Source organism: uncultured Nostoc sp. (genome assembly GCF_964245575.1).
Taxonomy (GTDB): domain Bacteria; phylum Cyanobacteriota; class Cyanobacteriia; order Cyanobacteriales; family Nostocaceae; genus Nostoc.
The window spans coordinates 1-17,115 of the sequence record NZ_CAXTNP010000176.1; the positions used below are offsets into that span (position 1 = coordinate 1).

General features: G+C 44.2%; 14 protein-coding genes. 5 read left to right on the top strand and 9 right to left on the bottom strand.

Annotation, left to right across the window (positions count from 1 at the left end):
• The first annotated feature begins 438 nt into the window (after positions 1–438).
• From ACFFAP_RS24505 to ACFFAP_RS24520, 4 genes are all read left to right on the top strand, one after another.
• Positions 439–768: an STAS domain-containing protein gene (locus ACFFAP_RS24505; RefSeq protein ID WP_375513658.1), complete on the top strand. Its 330-nt coding sequence runs from the start codon at positions 439–441 to the stop codon at positions 766–768.
• A gap of 148 nt (positions 769–916) precedes the next feature.
• Positions 917–3,625 (top strand): TIGR03960 family B12-binding radical SAM protein, encoded by a 2,709-nt coding sequence (locus ACFFAP_RS24510; protein ID WP_375513659.1) that lies wholly within the window; start codon positions 917–919, stop codon positions 3,623–3,625.
• Between the two features lie 852 nt (positions 3,626–4,477).
• Entirely contained in the window at positions 4,478–6,625 is a 2,148-nt protein-coding gene (locus ACFFAP_RS24515) for a ribonuclease E/G (RefSeq protein ID WP_375513660.1), read from the top strand.
• Positions 6,626–6,633: 8 nt separating this feature from the next.
• Positions 6,634–7,290, top strand: a complete 657-nt coding sequence (locus ACFFAP_RS24520; protein ID WP_375513661.1) for a ribonuclease HII — start codon at positions 6,634–6,636, stop codon at positions 7,288–7,290.
• Between the two features lie 8 nt (positions 7,291–7,298).
• Here ACFFAP_RS24520 and ACFFAP_RS24525 read toward each other — a convergent pair whose 3' ends face one another.
• Positions 7,299–7,886, bottom strand: a complete 588-nt coding sequence (locus ACFFAP_RS24525) for a DUF1997 domain-containing protein (RefSeq protein WP_375513662.1) — start codon at positions 7,884–7,886, stop codon at positions 7,299–7,301.
• Between the two features lie 469 nt (positions 7,887–8,355).
• Here ACFFAP_RS24525 and pheA point away from each other — a divergent pair, with 469 nt between their 5' ends.
• Positions 8,356–9,234: a prephenate dehydratase gene (gene pheA, locus ACFFAP_RS24530; protein ID WP_375513663.1), complete on the top strand. Its 879-nt coding sequence runs from the start codon at positions 8,356–8,358 to the stop codon at positions 9,232–9,234.
• Between the two features lie 219 nt (positions 9,235–9,453).
• On the opposite strand, the gene ACFFAP_RS24535 is transcribed toward pheA, so the two are convergent.
• From ACFFAP_RS24535 to ACFFAP_RS24570, 8 genes are all read right to left on the bottom strand, one after another.
• Positions 9,454–10,101 (bottom strand): LON peptidase substrate-binding domain-containing protein, encoded by a 648-nt coding sequence (locus tag ACFFAP_RS24535; protein ID WP_375513664.1) that lies wholly within the window; start codon positions 10,099–10,101, stop codon positions 9,454–9,456.
• A 251-nt stretch (positions 10,102–10,352) separates the two neighbouring features.
• The gene (gene rpsJ, locus ACFFAP_RS24540; RefSeq protein WP_017320518.1) at positions 10,353–10,670 is read right to left on the bottom strand and encodes a 30S ribosomal protein S10; all 318 of its coding nucleotides are present in this window, start codon (positions 10,668–10,670) and stop codon (positions 10,353–10,355) included.
• Positions 10,671–10,870: 200 nt separating this feature from the next.
• On the bottom strand, positions 10,871–12,100 hold the full coding sequence (gene tuf, locus ACFFAP_RS24545; RefSeq protein WP_229492487.1) for an elongation factor Tu: 1,230 nt from the start codon (positions 12,098–12,100) through the stop codon (positions 10,871–10,873).
• A 23-nt stretch (positions 12,101–12,123) separates the two neighbouring features.
• Positions 12,124–14,202 (bottom strand): elongation factor G, encoded by a 2,079-nt coding sequence (gene fusA, locus ACFFAP_RS24550; protein WP_375513665.1) that lies wholly within the window; start codon positions 14,200–14,202, stop codon positions 12,124–12,126.
• A 138-nt stretch (positions 14,203–14,340) separates the two neighbouring features.
• Positions 14,341–14,811, bottom strand: coding sequence for a 30S ribosomal protein S7 (gene rpsG / locus ACFFAP_RS24555; protein ID WP_069070112.1), 471 nt, complete (start codon positions 14,809–14,811; stop codon positions 14,341–14,343).
• Between the two features lie 550 nt (positions 14,812–15,361).
• A complete protein-coding gene (gene rpsL, locus ACFFAP_RS24560; RefSeq protein ID WP_045868172.1) occupies positions 15,362–15,745 on the bottom strand; it encodes a 30S ribosomal protein S12 in 384 nt (127 codons plus the stop codon).
• A gap of 149 nt (positions 15,746–15,894) precedes the next feature.
• The gene (locus ACFFAP_RS24565; RefSeq protein ID WP_375513666.1) at positions 15,895–16,224 is read right to left on the bottom strand and encodes a HesB/IscA family protein; all 330 of its coding nucleotides are present in this window, start codon (positions 16,222–16,224) and stop codon (positions 15,895–15,897) included.
• Between the two features lie 232 nt (positions 16,225–16,456).
• Entirely contained in the window at positions 16,457–16,876 is a 420-nt protein-coding gene (locus ACFFAP_RS24570) for a cupin domain-containing protein (RefSeq protein WP_375513667.1), read from the bottom strand.
• Between the last annotated feature and the right edge of the window lie 239 nt (positions 16,877–17,115).

The window sequence follows — 17,115 nt, forward strand, 5'->3', positions numbered from 1 at the left end:
GATACTAATTATTCCCGATTTATCTAAGCACAAATAGTGGTCTAATAGTCACATAGATCACATTTTAATTAGTTAAAGAAATAATTCGCTATGAGGATGTCGTATGCCATCAGCAACGCTAAAGTGAGGAATTTAACTTACTGTTAAGACTTGGCTAAATTAGCTTTAGTTATAGACTAAGCAAGTTTTCTCTACCATACTTACTGATGATTTGTCGTTTCTACGGCTGTCTATAGTTGATTGTTTTTGAACTAGCATAAAAAAAAAGTATATATAAACACATTTTTACCCGAAATTCTGACAATCTTTAAACAGAGATGCTAAAGCAATAAAGATTCAGCAAAGAGAACTAAGACATATGGTCGATGCAACAAAATAGAGTTTATGTTCAAATAACTCTTAGCTTGACGCTTTAATAATTCTCAATAGGATGTAACTATGCAGGCAGTGCTTAACTATCCGAAGATTGCAGTTATTCGCCCCCAAGGCTTTTTGAATGCTACAAACGCCTTGGAATTTGAACGAGATATGACCACAGCGTTAGCACAAAATGATATTTCTATCTTGGTAGTAGACCTCGCAGCAGTAGAATCGTTAGACAGCGCGGGGTTGATGGCATTGTTATCTATACACAAGCTGGCTCTTAGTTTAGGAAGAGGTTTCCAACTTTGCGCTGTTGCTCCGTCAATTAGAATTATTTTTGAACTAACGCAACTCGATAGGGTGTTTGAAATATTGGATGGTGAAGTTAAGTTGGCTGCAACATAACTTTATGTAAAAGCACAAAGGTTCGGGTAGGAAGTGGACTTTATGTAAAGGAGTTATAAGTTGCAACAATAAACTATGTTATAAGACCTAATTCAATGCTAAGGTTGGGTTTGAGTAGCTGTAATTAAGGTAGCTAGAAGATAGCACAGTGGCTGTTGCAGTTGAAAAATTAATAACATCGGATATTTTAAAACCAGGACGTTACCTGGGTAATGAGCGTTTAGCAGTACACAAAGCTTGGGATACGGCAGAAATACGCTGGGTATTAACTTATCCAGAAGTATATGAAGTCGGTGCATCCAATTTAGGGCACATCATTCTCTATAACATCCTGAATGCCCAACCGCGTCAATTGTGCGATCGCGCCTACCTCCCAGGAAAAGACCTGGCAGCCAAACTACGCGAAACTAATACGCCGTTGTTTGCTGTAGAATCAAAGCGATCGCTCACAGAATTCGACATTTTAGGTTTTAGCCTCAGTTACGAACTGGGTGCAACTAATATCTTAGAAATGTTGGATTTGGCTGGAATTCCCTTGACGTGGCGAGAACGGCAAAAAGCTGGCGTTGCAGGAGGAGAATTTACGAATCTCCAGTCCCAGTTTCCATTGATTTTTGCTGGTGGGCAAACAGCAACATCTAATCCTGAACCTTATGCCGACTTCTTCGACTTTATCGCCCTTGGAGATGGAGAAGAATTGCTGCCAGAAATTGGTTTGGTATTGGAAGAAGGTAAACAAGCAGGATTGAGTCGGGAACATCTGTTACTGGACTTAGCACAGATACCAGGTGTATATGTCCCTCAGTTTTACGATATGGCAGAGGATGGCTCAGTTCATTCTCGTCGCCTAGACGTACCAAAACGAATTCTGCGACGGGTTGCAACTCCCATACCCGCATATTCCATTGGGTTAGTTCCCTACGTGGAAACGGTGCATGACCGCTTGACCATTGAGATTAGGCGTGGTTGCACTCGTGGCTGTCGGTTCTGTCAACCAGGAATGTTAACTCGACCAGCACGGGATGTAGAACCCGATAAGGTTGTAGATGCAATTGAACAAGGGATGCGGGCAACTGGTTACAATGAGTTTTCCCTATTATCTCTGAGTTGTTCTGATTATTTGTCCCTACCAGCAGTGGGGATGGAAATCAAAAATCGCTTAAAAAATGAAAATATTTCTCTGACCCTACCAAGCCAACGGGTAGACAGATTTGATGAAAATATTGCCAATATCCTTGGAGGTACGCGGCAAGGTGGACTGACTTTTGCTCCAGAAGCTGGAACTCAGCGGATGCGAGACATCGTGAATAAGGGTTTGACTAATGAAGAATTGTTGCGGGGGGTGAAAACCGCTTGGGAGCAAGGCTGGGATAAAATCAAATTGTATTTTATGATTGGCTTACCGGGTGAGACGGATGCTGATGTTCTGGGCATTGCCGAGACAGTAAGCTGGCTACAGCGAGAATGTCGGGGCAAGGACAGAAAACCCCTAAACTTTAATCTGACGATTTCTAACTTTACGCCGAAGCCCCATACGCCATTCCAATGGCACTCAGTTTCTACCACTGAATTTAAGCGCAAACAAAACCTGTTGCGGCAAGAATTCCGCCGGATAAAGGGAGTGAAGGTAAATTTTACCGATGTCCGCATTTCGGCAATGGAGGACTTTGTGGGACGAGGCGATCGCAATTTGAGCAAAGTAGTCCGCCGTGCCTGGGAATTGGGTGCAGGGATGGATTCCTGGTATGAAAATTTAGATCAGGCTTTTAGCGCTTGGGGGTCTGCGATCGCTCAAGCCGCTCTAGACTGGAAATACCGCCAAGTAGAAAATGGCGAATGGAATTTGTTTCACGCACAAGATCAGAAGAGATCGGGAGATACAGAAAATGCCCAACTTCTAACTCCTAACTCCCCACTCCGTACAGACGCGATTAATCGCGTCTGTACCCACTCCCTCGATACTCCCCTCCCTTGGGATCATATTGATACCGGAATTGACAAAAAGTGGCTTAAAGAAGATTTGCAACGCGCCTTAGAAGCTGCAATTGTACCCGATTGCTCTTTTGAAGGTTGTTCTCACTGTGGCGTATGTGGAACCGACTTTGGCCATAACGTCGTGATTGAATCACCTGCTATCCCGAAGTTCACTGGCGAGTTTGTTCCCAACACAACTAAGGTACAAAGACTGCGAGTTTGGTTTGGGAAACAGGGTAATATGGCTTTAGTAAGCCACCTGGATTTAATCCGTTTGTTTGACCGAGTTGTGCGGCGAGCAGGCTTACCAATCGCTTTCACTGGTGGATTTCATCCAATGCCGCGAATTTCTGTAGCAACTGCTTTGGCTTTAGGGGCTACTAGTAGTGGTGAAATTGCGGATTTTGAGTTAACTCTACCAGTGGCAGTTGATGCTTTTCGAGAACAGTTGGTTCGGGAAATGCCCACAGACATACCTATATATAATGTGGAGCAGATAGATTTAAAAACTCCGGCAGCGACTCAACTGCTAGAAACCGCAGAATATTTAATTACCGTAGCAGCACTTGAAGAATTAACACCTATACAATGGCAAGAATGGATTGATACCATCAAAGCAAAAGACGAGCTATGGTACGAGCATACAACAAAGTCAGGCAAGAGCCAGTTAATAAATCTGCGCGATCGCTTGTTTGAACTGGAATTAGTAGAAACCCACAAAGGAATTGCAGAATCTATATCTGTTATCCGTTATGTAGGTAGCTATCGCCAAGATGGTTTTCTATTGCGTCCTGAACAAATCCTGTTTATGCTAGGGATGGTGGCTAGTGGAGAATTCCAACTCCTGCACATCCACCGTAATCGGCTAATTTTAGGGGTATAATCCCTGTAGGGCAGCTTGCTAGTAGTTGTCCTAACGTGGCTATATCGTTGGAATTGATTTTTAGCAAGCTTGCGTTAGAATGGGGTGAAGAGAAATTTTCTGGCGCTGCATTGAATTAGCTGGTTCACTACCCTGGTGTTCAGGGGGCGAAAGCAAAGATATTAGAGTGCAACTTCTAGGATTTTATCCCAGACAAACTGAGGCAGATTAAAGAACACACACTCTCTCTATAGCTACCTTGTGAATCAGTAACTAACAGCAGGCTCGGTTAGCTTCTCTAAATCCATGCTTTTTAAACAGCTGCTGAATGTTTAATCCACAGTAGTGCCAAAGAGCTAGTGAGCTACTTTTCTAGACTTGTTCGCCTTTGACGTTCCCGTAGGTTAAACAACTGCCATCGGTTAGACCGAATTTGCAGACGTTCACAGAGGCGCAAAGCGCGGCTTAAAGTAGGGTAGCGGCTGGCGTTGCTGAGTATAACCCTAAGGATAAATCCGGGGAATGGAAAATAGAAATAGTTTCTTTTTCTTAACGACATCAATAGGTTACTCTCAAATGAAGCTTCCTGAGTTAAAAACTCACTCAGGATTCAGAACTTTCAACTCAGAACTCTCTTTATTGAGGGTATTGCATCACAAATCAACCACGGACGGTTGATTTAATTGCTTGAACATACAGCCGTTCTGGAATAATCCGCCGTGAAAAAGCTCTTAAGAGCGCCAATAGCTATTTAACTTAGAAGACCAGGTTTGCGATTTTTATTATCAGTAGCGCCTTTTGAGGGTTGCAGGGGCAACAAAGGTATAACAAACCTCCAGACCTATTGGTGCTGCCAATTTTTGAGGGAATTGAATGCCAAAACAAATTATCATCGCGGAGCAGCACCAAATTGCTGCTGTCTTTTCTGAAGATCAAATACAGGAACTAGTTGTTGCTACGGGTCATCACCAAATAGGTGATATCTACTTAGGGGTAGTAGAAAACGTATTGCCTGGGATAGATGCGGCTTTTGTCAATATTGGCGACCCAGAGCGCAACGGTTTTATTCACGTCACCGACTTAGGGCCATTGAAGCTAAAGCGTACCGCAGCGGCAATTACAGAACTATTAGCACCACAGCAGAAAGTTTTGGTGCAAGTAATGAAAGAGCCAACGGGAACAAAAGGGCCTCGGCTTACAGGTAATATCACCTTACCCGGACGCTACGTAGTACTGATGCCCTATGGTAGAGGCGTAAATTTATCCCGGCGAATTAAAAGTGAAAGTGAGCGCAACCGCTTGCGGGCACTAGCGATTTTGGTCAAACCGGCGGGAATGGGTTTGCTTGTGCGTACAGAAGCAGAAGGCAAACCCGAAGAAGCGATTATGGAAGATTTGGAATTGCTGCAAAAGCAATGGGAGGCCATCCAACAGGAAGCGCATTCCACTCGTGCCCCAGCACTGCTCAACCGAGACGATGACTTCATTCAGCGCGTATTGCGGGATATGTACGGGGCGGATGTAAATCGGATTGTCGTAGATTCCAGTACTGGTTTGAAGCGCGTAAAGCAGTACTTGCAGAACTGGAGCGGAGGTCAAACACCACAAGGATTGTTGATTGACCATCATCGCGATCGCTCTCCCATTTTAGAGTACTTCCGCATCACTGCCGCCATTCGAGAAGCCCTCAAACCGAGAGTAGACCTACCTTCTGGAGGCTATATCATCATTGAGCCGACAGAGGCATTAACCGTAATTGATGTTAACTCAGGTTCCTTCACGCGATCGGCAACAGCTAGAGAAACAGTGTTGTGGACAAACTGCGAAGCTGCAACAGAAATTGCTCGCCAGTTGCGTCTGCGGAATATCGCCGGGGTGATCGTCGTTGATTTTATTGATATGGAATCACGACGCGATCAACTGCAAGTTCTCGAACACTTTAATAAAGCACTCAAAGCAGACAAAGCTCGTCCGCAGATTGCCCAATTAACCGAACTGGGTTTAGTAGAACTTACCCGCAAACGCCAAGGTCAAAACATTTACGAATTGTTTGGTGAAACTTGTCCCACCTGTGGCGGTTTAGGACATACTGTGCGTCTACCTGGAGAAATCGAAAACCGATTACCAATACCAGCAGAAACACCAGAGCGTGAGCGTGAGCGTTTTGTATCCCTGCCTCACCGAGAACCGCGTCAGCCATCTGCCCGCATCCCAGAACCACGAGAAACCTATGATGGATTTTCAGAAGCATTTGACGGCGACCTAGAATCGGGTAACCTAAATCTGATCAATCATCCTAGTTATCAAGACCTTAATGATAATAAGCGTCGTACCCGCACTCGCCGCAGTCGAATTGCCATCAATGGGTTAAACGGGAAAGATGAACCTAGGGTTGTAGCCAATCCACTGGCTTTTGTCAACGAACCAGACTTAGACCTTGATATTGAACCAGAACTAGGAGTTGCACCAGAGATTCCCTCACCCACCCTTGGTAAACCAGGTTGGAGTGAAAGAGTAGAGCGCACTGTAGTAGATCGCACTATAGATCGCACTATAGATCGCACTAAAATTACCAAGGCAGAGCCAGTCAAACCAGTGGTAGAACCACCGGAAATTAGAACTGTAGAAATGAGCCTCCAGGAACAGGATATCTTTGCTTTGATGGGAATATCTCCCTTGGTGAAGTTAGAGCAAGAGGGTAAAAATCCCAAGTCTGTGATTATTAACGTGATTCAGCCTGGTCAACAGCCAACCACTCCAACTGAATCAACCTTAGAATCAACTATTGTCCAAAAAGCAACACCTGAAATTATCCCAAGCAAGATACCAATACCAAAAGTTATTGAGCCAGAACAGAAACCTTTGATAGAACAGACAACTGAACCATCTGAGTTGACTGCTAGCCCAACGGGTAGCTTGTCTGCGAAAGCTTCCGCCAACGAAGATGAAAGCGATGCGAACAGCGCCGCCACTGCCAGCCGTCGCCGCCGCCGTCGTTCCTCAGCGATCGAGGATAATTAATTTGCTTTATGGTAGAAACGTCGCCAACGTCCTTGGAACAATCCAATTGGCTGGAGTTTTCTACCTTGTCAGGAATTCCAGGGTTGGTTGCAGGTGTGGATGAAGTAGGGCGAGGCGCTTTATTTGGCCCTGTGGTGGCGGCAGCAGTGATCCTACCAGATCATGCTTTGCCAATACTGATGGCAGCTAAAATCAAAGACAGTAAAAAGTTATCTAGTTCTCGTAGAACTCAGCTAGCGCAGCAGATTTGTAGGCTGGCTATAGACTGGAAAATTGGATTTGCTTCTACTGCCGAAATTGACAAGATAAATATTTTGCAAGCGACGCTGTTAGCAATGAAGCGGGCTGTGCTGAAGTTAAAGGTACAGCCTGCACTCTGCCTGGTTGATGGTAATCAGTCAATCAAAAAGTTGCTATTGCCGCAACAAACAATAATTAAGGGGGACGAGCGATCGCTCGCTATTGCCTCTGCTAGTATTGTTGCCAAGGTTTGGCGTGACGAACTGGTACTGCGTTTAGCATTAAAATACCCTATGTACAGCCTGGAGTGTAACAAGGGTTATGGTAGCCAGCAGCATTTGCTGGCTCTGCAACAATACGGGCCCTCGCCCCTACATCGTCAGTCTTTCCGTCCTTGCCAAATCAAATTACCGAACGCTGAGTGATTAAATAATTACTCAGCATTCAGGATTGGCAATTCAGTACTGTTACCGCTAAGTCCTCTATCTTTGGTTTGTGATATCACCCAGTAGCGATAATCCGCCAAAAGTTGATTTAATAACCGTTGCTTAACCGACAACAGCACGCTTTTGAGCAAAGCATTGCCAGTAGTTTCTAAAATTGGCTTAGGAGTGAAGGAAAATGGCGGTGGCAAATCCACCAGCACTTCTAAATCAGCCCTTCCTTGCAGGTGAGTGCCAGTGCTTAACTCTTTGGGAGACAGATGCCCTTTTAAATTGAGAGCAAAGCGCTGGTTAATATACTCGAAGCCCAGGATTTCACAGCCTAGCGATCGCAAATAAATTATTCCATTTGATTCTGCCCAAACTCTCATGTCTACAGTAGGTTGAATACTCAATGACATAAAAGTTAACGGACGCATTTTCAAGCGAAATACTTCCTCAGAAAGCTGCTCAATTCTACTGGTGTCAGCCAATGCCTTAACTAAACGTTGAGGCTGGCGCAAGTAGTGCTGAATGGGAATAGGCTGCTCTGGAACAGCGATTTCAACCGATTGTGAGGCAGTAAACCGGGTAGCCATGAGCGGATAAAAATATCTGTTTCTTAATTTTAATATTTTTTAATAAATTAAATCTGATTATTAAAAAAGTACAAAATTCATTGACGATAAAAATGATTGTTGCTTATCAGCTATACATCACTAGCAAAAAGTTGGTACGCTCATTACTATCTTTAGTTCAAGAAATATAGATTCTAATTTAATTATTGACACAAAAACAATAATATGCATCTTTCTCTGGTCAGAAACCAATATAATTGCTTTTAAATCTCTAGAGGAATTTAGCAAAAAAAACTACCAGGAAATCTATCTGGTAGAAGTACTGATTTCCATAACTTGTTTTACTGAATACATATTTCAGTCTATTTGTTTAGTGCGTAAATTTAAGAGATAACAGTGTTTTGTAAGAGTAGATGTTGGATATATTTGCCAAAACCAAAATATCATAATCTCTGTTTACGGATTAAACTTGCAACTCAAGGCTAAAAGCATGACTTTATTGATCGCACATTTAGGGCCTCCCGGCACTTATGCAGAACAAGCAGCTGTTTTTTATGTCAACTGGTTAACTAAAAGTACGGGAGTTGAGGCTACGTTATGTCCTTATCCCACCATCTCCCAGTCACTGCACGCCGTTGCTGATGGTCAAGCCCAGTTGGCTGTTGTGCCAGTGGAAAATTCTATTGAAGGGAGTGTTACTACAACACTGGATACACTTTGGCAGTTAGACAATTTGCGAATTCAGTTGGCTTTGGTATTACCCATTGCCCATATGTTAATTTCCTGCGCGTCTAGCTTAGATAAAATTAAAACTGTTTACTCTCACCCGCAAGCTTTGGCACAATGTCAGGGATGGTTAGAGCGTTTTCTTTCGACTGTACAGATTATTCCCAGCAATTCTACAACCGAAGCACTACAGCGATTGGAGCAAGAGACAACAACAGCAGCGATCGCCTCTAGTAGAGCAGCTCAACTTTACAACCTGCCGATCCTTGCTAGTGGCATCAACGACTATCCAGAAAACTTTACTCGTTTTTGGGTAGTAAGTCATCAGGGTAAAGTGAACGCTGGATATCAGGCATCAACAACACACGCCAGTCATACATCGCTGGCTTTTAGTATGCCTGCCAACACACCTGGAGCATTACTCAAACCTTTGCAAATATTTGCTCAACTAGAAATTAACCTCAGCCGGATTGAATCTCGTCCGACGAAGCGATCACTAGGCGAATACTTGTTTTTCATGGATTTAGAAGCGGATGTTAATGAAGCACAAATGCAATCTGCTTTGGCAGAATTAACTATGCACACAGAAATTTTAAAAATTCTTGGCGCTTACAATGTTTTACCGATCAGCGCTGTTACTTGAGAAGTTAGAAGTCAAAAGTGAGGAGTTATTAGTTAGGAGTTAGGAGTTAAGAGTAGAGACGCGATTAATCGCGTCTGTACAGGATTTAAGAGTTATCAATTATTAGTTATCAGGTAGGAAATATAAATTATAAGTTGCCAATCTTTTATTTTTTGTTATTTATTCCTAACTCCTAACTCCTGTACAGACGCGATTAATCGCGTCTCTACTCCTAACTCCTCACTTTTCATTAAATGTGTCTTTGAGAACAGCGCGAGCTGCCAAGTGATTCCGAGTAGAGGTTAAAATTTCTGCTTCCCGCTCAAGACGAGTTGCAGTATCTTGCATTTCTAGCAATAACTGCTGCTCTGCGGCTACACCATAAAGATTACTCGCTACCCAATAAGATAACTCTGTTGGTAGGTCAGGCAAATCTTCTGGCAGTTCGATATTTTGTTCGGTTAATTTGGCTGATAGACGCACAACATCTCGCAGTAGTTGTTCTACCTCAGTTGATAAAGGTCGCAAATCTTTAGCCGGTGGTTGGTCTTCAATCCACTCAACTAAGCCAACGCGGTATGGCTTTTCACGAACATACTCTAATACCCGAAATCTTTGCTGCCCTAAAGTCAACATCTTGATGCGATCATCTGGCAGCCGTTGGTGATGAACGATTTCCGCACAGCAACCAGTGTTTGCAATTGTACCTTTAACAGGATCGACCATCAAAACACCGAACCTGCGATCGCTCTCCAAAATCGTGTTCATCATGATTCGGTAGCGAAATTCAAAGATGTGCAGAGGCAATGGTCTGGTAGGAAACAGAACTACTTCGGGTAACGGGAACAGAGGTAGTTCACGAACTGCAATTTTAGAAGATGATGTCATTGTTACCTTGGTATAAACTTAATCTTTAAAATTTCTTTTTCTCTGCTTTTCCCGTACTTTGTTTACATTCTATCATTTGTTTCCTAGCTAAATAAAAGCCCTGAGATATATTTCTTCAGGGCAATGTAAAAATTCATACTAATGTCATTTGTGCTTTGTCCTTTGTCCTTTGCTAATGACCAATACTTTGGCAACTCTTGGAGACGCACTCGCGTTCACTCAGTACAAGTGACTAATGACTAATGACTAAATTAAAGTTTGACTTCGATATCTACACCCGATGGTAGATCCAATTTCATCAGGGCATCAATAGTTTTAGAAGAGGGCTGGTAAATATCAATAATCCGGCGATGAGTACGGGTTTCAAAGTGTTCCCGTGAATCTTTATCTACGTGAGGCGATCGCAGCACACAATAGATCCGGCGTTTTGTTGGTAAAGGAATTGGGCCTACGGCTGTAGCATTGGTGCGGTTAGCTGTGTCTACAATCTTCTCGCAAGATGTGTCTAATAAGCGTCGGTCAAAAGCTTGTAAGCGAATTCTAATTTTCTGCTGCTGTAGAGTTGCCATCTTTAATTTTCCAGGTTCTGCGTAATTAGGGAAGTGGTGAGTGGGGAGTGGGGAGTGGTGAATGGGCGGATAGGGCAGCCAAAATTGCTTGGCTTCTTCCAACTTCCTATTCCCTACTCCCTTTAATTAAAAAGGAAGAGAAAGGAGCAGAGAGGCACAATAAAGACCATCTCTGCTCCTTTGTTATGAGCGAAAAGGTGCTACTTGATAATTTTGGAGACCACACCAGCACCGATGGTGCGGCCACCTTCGCGGATAGCGAAGCGCATTCCTTGTTCAATAGCGATCGCGTTGATCAATTCTACTGTCATCTTGATGCGATCGCCTGGCATTACCATTTCTACTTCTTTGCCTTCATCGGAGGTGTAGGCTTTGATGGTACCAGTTACATCAGTTGTCCGCACGTAGAACTGGGGACGGTAGCCAGCGAAAAATGGAGTCTTACGACCACCTTCTTTTTCTGTTAAGACATAAACCTCACCTTCAAATTCATTGTGAGGTTTAATCGAACCAGGTTTGGCGATGACCATACCCCGTTCAATATCAGCCTTCTGGATACCCCGGAGTAGTACGCCAGCGTTATCCCCAGCCATACCTTGGTCGAGACTCTTCTTGAACATCTCAATACCAGTTACGGTAGTGGCGCGAGTATCTCTGATACCTACTAGTTCAACGTTATCGCCAACTTTGACTACACCCCGCTCAATCCGACCGGTGGCGACAGTACCACGACCTGTAATTGAGAACACGTCTTCTACAGCCATCAGGAAGGGTTTATCAACATCCCGCTCAGGAGTGGGGATGTAAGAATCTACAGCATCCATCAATTCGTAGATTTTGTCTACCCAAGGATTTTCACCGCGTTGGGTCTTAGGATTCTTGGTCATTGCTTCCAGAGCTTGCAGACCAGAGCCTTTGACGATAGGGATATCGTCACCAGGGAAATCATAGCTGCTTAACAGTTCTCTCAGTTCTAGTTCTACTAGTTCCAAGAGTTCTGGGTCATCCATCAAATCTTCTTTGTTCAAGAAGACAACCAGACTGGGAACGCCTACCTGTTTTGCCAACAGAATGTGTTCGCGGGTTTGGGGCATAGGCCCATCGGTAGCAGCTACTACGAGGATACCTCCGTCCATCTGAGCAGCACCGGTGATCATGTTCTTCACATAGTCAGCGTGTCCTGGACAGTCTACGTGAGCATAGTGCCGACTTGCAGTTTCATACTCTACGTGAGCGGTATTGATGGTAATACCCCGTGCCTTTTCTTCTGGGGCATTATCAATTTGGTCGTAGCCCTTAGCTACAGCCTGACCCATAGCTGCCAAGGTCATGGTGATGGCTGCTGTCAAGGTAGTTTTACCGTGGTCAACGTGGCCAACTGTACCGATATTAATGTGGGGTTTATTCCTTTCAAACTTTGCGCGTGCCATGAATGCTCATTTCCTTATTTTAACTAAGCGTTCCCTTTGCTTTTTGCAATGATAGTTTCAGCTACGCTGCGAGGCACCTCTTCGTAGTGGCTGAACTCCATCGTGAAGGTACCCCGACCTTGCGTTTTTGACCGGATATCAGTGGCGTAGCCAAACATGCTCGCCAGTGGAACTTTGGATGTTACCTTAGCGAGTCCCTTTTCGGTGCTTTGGCTTTCAATCTGCCCTCGGCGGGTGTTGAGGTCGCCAATGACGTTCCCCATATAGTCTTCAGGAACTTCAACTTCAACTTTCATCATAGGCTCTAAGATGACAGGTGAAGCTTTCAGCACAGCCTCTTTCATCGCCATTGAGCCAGCGATTTTGAAAGCCATTTCTGAAGAGTCTACATCGTGGTATGACCCATCAATTAGCGTCGCTTTAACGTCAATCAACGGATATCCAGCTAGAACACCCGATTCGCAGCTTTCTTTCATCCCTTGTTCTGCGGGGCCAACGTACTCTTTAGGTACTGTACCGCCAGCAATTTTGGAAACGAATTCAAAGCCAGTACCGGGTTCTCCAGGCTCCAAATTGATCACAACGTGACCGTATTGACCTTTACCACCACTTTGGCGGATGAATTTGCCCTCAACTTTGTTCACAGCTTTCCGAATTGTTTCTCGGTAAGCTACTTGTGGCGCACCTACATTCGCTTCCACCTTGAATTCTCGTAACATCCGGTCTACTAGAATTTCTAGGTGTAGCTCTCCCATTCCCGCGATTACGGTCTGGTTTGTTTCCGGATCGACGCGGACACGGAAGGTGGGGTCTTCTTCTGAGAGAGATTGCAGAGCCTTGGACAGCTTGTCCATATCGTTCTTGGTTTTGGGTTCAACCGCCACCGAGATCACAGGCTCAGGAATGAATAGGGATTCCAGAATTACTGGCGATCCATCATCACAGAGCGTGTCACCTGTCAAGGTGTCTTTCAATCCAAGAGCTGCTCCTAAATCACCCGCTCGTAGTTCATCGACATCTTGCCGATCGTCTGCCTTCATTAGAACTAAGCGGGAAATCCGTTCTTTTTTATTCTTACTAGCGTTGAGAACGTAGCTGCCTTTTTTCAGGACACCAGAATAAACGCGAACAAATGTCAGGCGACCGTAAGGGTCAGCCATAATCTTGAATGCCAGAGCTGCTAGGGGTTCGTTGTCATCAGCTTGCCGCTCAACAGTATCGCCATTGGGTAGTAAGCCTTGAATTGGCGGTACTTCACTTGGCGCTGGCAGGTAATCTACAACGGCATCCAGCATCAGCTGTACGCCTTTGTTTTTGAATGCTGAACCGCAAAGTACTGGTACAATCGTCCCCGCAATTGTGCCTTTACGCAGGGCAGTCCGAACTTCCTCTTCTGTAAGTTCTTCGCCATCGAAATACTTAGTCATCAAAGCATCATCGGTTTCTGCTGCGGCTTCTATGAGCTTGGTGCGGAATTCGTCTACCTGCGCTTGCAATTCTTCCGGGATATCGGTTTCCTGGATATCAGTACCTTGGTCATTAGCGTAAATATACGCACGTTGCCCTACTAGGTCAACGATACCTTGGAAGTCATTTTCACTACCAATTGGTAGTTGAATGGCGATCGCATTCGCCCGCAGGCGATCGCGGATTTGCTCGTGAACTTTATAAAAGTTCGCTCCGGTGCGATCCATCTTGTTGATAAAGGCTATCCGAGGAACTTTGTAGCGTTCTGCTTGCCGCCACACTGTCTCAGACTGCGGTTGCACGCCGCCCACAGAACAAAATACTGCGATTACACCATCTAACACGCGCATGGAACGCTCAACTTCAATTGTGAAGTCTACGTGACCCGGAGTATCGATAATGTTTATTTGATGATCTTTCCAACTGGTACTGATAGCAGCAGCAGTAATGGTAATTCCCCGCTCCCGCTCCTGCTCCATCCAGTCTGTGACGGCAGTTCCTTCATGAACTTCGCCAATTTTATGAATTATTCCAGAGTAAAATAATATTCTCTCTGTTGTTGTTGTTTTGCCCGCATCTATATGCGCCGCAATACCAATGTTGCGTACTTTCTCTAGCGGGATCGTGCGTGCCACAGCTACCTCCTACAGTTTTTGCCTCATGATATCTTGTATATTACTCTTTGTTAAGATTCTATACTTTTACGGAAAACCGTCTTCTTTTTGTAAATCTACGATATACCGCTTCTGGAGGGCGATATATCGCTTTTCTACTTAGTAACGATAGTGTGCGAATGCTTTGTTAGCTTCCGCCATCCGGTGCGTTTCTTCGCGTTTCCGAATCGCATTGCCAGTTTCGTTGGCAGCATCCATTAATTCATTTGCCAGTTTGCTTGCCATTGTCCGGCCTGGTCTTGAGCGGGAATATTGCACTAACCAACGCAGCGCTAGGGTAGTACCCCGTTCTGTACGCACTTCCATTGGTACTTGGTAGGTTGCTCCACCAACTCGCCGAGCTTTTACTTCTACTAAAGGCGTGGCATTTCGCACTGCTCTTTCAAAAGTTTCCAAGGCACCAGCACCAGTGCGTTCTTCAATAGTTTTTAATGCATCATAAACAATCCGTGCGGCAAGTGATTTCTTGCCATGACGCATGATCCGCCTGATAATCATGCTCACAAGGCGACTGTTATATACGGAGTCAGACGGAACTGGGCGCCTTTGAATAACACCACGACGAGACATACTTCACCTTTAATTCGGAATTGGCAACGAAATTATATGCTATCAGACACCGGAAACTCAAAGCTGTGGAACTCAACCCTCAGACTTTATCAATTTTGCTTTCGATTGTTGCAGCAAGGCTGACTTATTGACTGCCAATTTGGGATTAGAGTTTTTGGTAGATGTTCCGACCACAAGGATTGGAAAAAATCAAAAGTCTGTAAGCCTCATCCCCTTCTGGGTTCGACCAATCCAAAACCGCAAATCGCTCGACTGAGCGTAGTCGAAGTTTAAAATCTAAAATTCATTGACTTGCTAGCTGCAACTAAATACTCAAGGCGATAACATTCTAAACCTTAATGTCCAGATTAGAATTATGCTGTGGGTTACAGCGTTCTCCTCATAACTTCTACACTTGCTCGCTTAGTGTAGGTGTAGTTTGCTTGATTTTTTAAACAAACTTGAGCAGCTTTCATAACTGCTCTTAGAACACAGACCCTGATTCTTTTTTGTCCTTGAGCGCTTCTTAAGTAGACGATTAATCGTGTTGGATGCGATTAACCGCCTAATCCTATTTTTTCGCTGCTTTAGGACGTTTGGTTCCATACTTGGAACGACCTTGTTTGCGGTCTTTGACTCCGGCTGTATCTAGGGTGCCACGGATAATGTGGTATCTCACGCCTGGTAGATCCTTAACCCGACCGCCACGAATCATCACAACTGAGTGTTCTTGTAAGTTGTGACCAATACCTGGAATATAAGCTGTGACTTCAAATCCAGAGGTAAGTCTGACTCTTGCTACTTTACGTAGAGCTGAGTTAGGCTTTTTCGGTGTGGTCGTGTATACTCTGGTACAAACTCCCCGACGTTGGGGGCATTGTTTCAGAGCCGGGGACTTGGTTTTCTGACGCGCTTGTTCGCGCTCGTTACGTATTAGCTGCTGTATTGTTGGCATGAGTTACAGCGCGTAAAGCTGCTTATATGTCTAAGTTTTAACAAATCCTAATTATATCGTTTTTTACGGGTTTATGTCAATTGTAATTTTTCATTAATTTAGTTGGTCATTTTTCCTTTGTTATTGGCAAACAATCGCTAAATTTTGGACTATTGACTAGTTGTGGAGAATGAATTACCACAGCCACAGGTTGCGATCGCCTGGGGGTTGTGAAAGCGAAAACCACCACCCATTAAGTCTTCTGAATAATCCACCCTCAACCCGTTGAGGTAATTTAAGCTGGCGGCATCTATGACTACTTGAATCTTATCCAAGTTGAAAACCTGGTCGCCAACTTTTATTGCTTCATCGAAGGACATATTATAAAATAACCCGGAACAACCACCTGGTTTTACTGCCAATCGAAACAAGAAATTTGGCTGCTGCTTGGACTTTATTCGCCCAATCTCACTCGCGGCTGCTTGACTCAGATGAATCATGGAACTCGTTTTTTGAAATTGAAGACCCCATCTTCATTTTACAGACAGATGGGTTAATCCTAGCTTCTTGAAAATTCCAAATTATCGAAGCTATGAGCGCGATCGCTATTACTACATTTATAGCACAACACGGTTCAGTCCCCACCTTAACTAGGTAGGGACTTCTGGGGTGCAATGGTTCCCAAAGACGGTTTGCACAAACAAAAATATATTGAGTTTTTAGATTAGAACTTTAATCCTTGGTACGGGCATAGTCATCTTGGTAGCGAATAATATCATCTTCTCCCAAGTATTCGCCATTTTGGACTTCAATTAACACCAAGGGGATCACACCAGGATTCTCTAAACGATGAGATGTACATTGGGGTACATAGGTTGACTCATTATTGCTCAGTAGTACTTCTCTCTCGCCACAAGTTACCTTAGCTGTACCAGATACGACAATCCAATGTTCACTGCGGTGGTGGTGCATTTGTAGACTGAGGCGGTGTCCGGGCTTAACTTCAATGCGCTTGATTTTGTATCCGCGCCCTTCTTCCAAAACTGTAAAAGCACCCCAAGGACGTAACTCAGTTGCAGCAACGCCTTTGGATGTGATAATTGAAGGTAGGTGTAGAGTTTCAGTCTGTGTAGTTTCTTGATATCGAGCCATAGTTACCTCATTTGAAGACATAACAAACCGTTGATACTCTCACTATTGATAAAAAATCTGGCGCTATCTTGCAACGTTGGAAATCAGCAATTTTGTCGCACCTTGATAAAGATAGCAAAATCAAACGTGACGGTGTAAATCATCACTCCTAAAACTCTTGCATCTACACCAAGTCTTCATCAAGCAAAATTACAGCTTGTTCTAATCTTTAAAAAGTGATTGGGGACTGGGGATTGGGG

What these genes read in the sequence shown, in the direction of transcription:
- ACFFAP_RS24505 (WP_375513658.1), top strand. Translation starts at nt 439, where the DNA reads ATGCAGGCAGTGCTTAACTATCCGAAGATTGCAGTTATTCGCCCCCAA.
- ACFFAP_RS24515 (WP_375513660.1), top strand. Translation starts at nt 4,478, where the DNA reads ATGCCAAAACAAATTATCATCGCGGAGCAGCACCAAATTGCTGCTGTC.
- ACFFAP_RS24520 (WP_375513661.1), top strand. Translation starts at nt 6,634, where the DNA reads ATGGTAGAAACGTCGCCAACGTCCTTGGAACAATCCAATTGGCTGGAG.
- ACFFAP_RS24525 (WP_375513662.1), bottom strand. Translation starts at nt 7,886, where the DNA reads ATGGCTACCCGGTTTACTGCCTCACAATCGGTTGAAATCGCTGTTCCA.
- pheA (WP_375513663.1), top strand. Translation starts at nt 8,356, where the DNA reads ATGACTTTATTGATCGCACATTTAGGGCCTCCCGGCACTTATGCAGAA.
- ACFFAP_RS24535 (WP_375513664.1), bottom strand. Translation starts at nt 10,101, where the DNA reads ATGACATCATCTTCTAAAATTGCAGTTCGTGAACTACCTCTGTTCCCG.
- rpsJ (WP_017320518.1), bottom strand. Translation starts at nt 10,670, where the DNA reads ATGGCAACTCTACAGCAGCAGAAAATTAGAATTCGCTTACAAGCTTTT.
- tuf (WP_229492487.1), bottom strand. Translation starts at nt 12,100, where the DNA reads ATGGCACGCGCAAAGTTTGAAAGGAATAAACCCCACATTAATATCGGT.
- rpsG (WP_069070112.1), bottom strand. Translation starts at nt 14,811, where the DNA reads ATGTCTCGTCGTGGTGTTATTCAAAGGCGCCCAGTTCCGTCTGACTCC.
- rpsL (WP_045868172.1), bottom strand. Translation starts at nt 15,745, where the DNA reads ATGCCAACAATACAGCAGCTAATACGTAACGAGCGCGAACAAGCGCGT.
- ACFFAP_RS24565 (WP_375513666.1), bottom strand. Translation starts at nt 16,224, where the DNA reads ATGATTCATCTGAGTCAAGCAGCCGCGAGTGAGATTGGGCGAATAAAG.
- ACFFAP_RS24570 (WP_375513667.1), bottom strand. Translation starts at nt 16,876, where the DNA reads ATGGCTCGATATCAAGAAACTACACAGACTGAAACTCTACACCTACCT.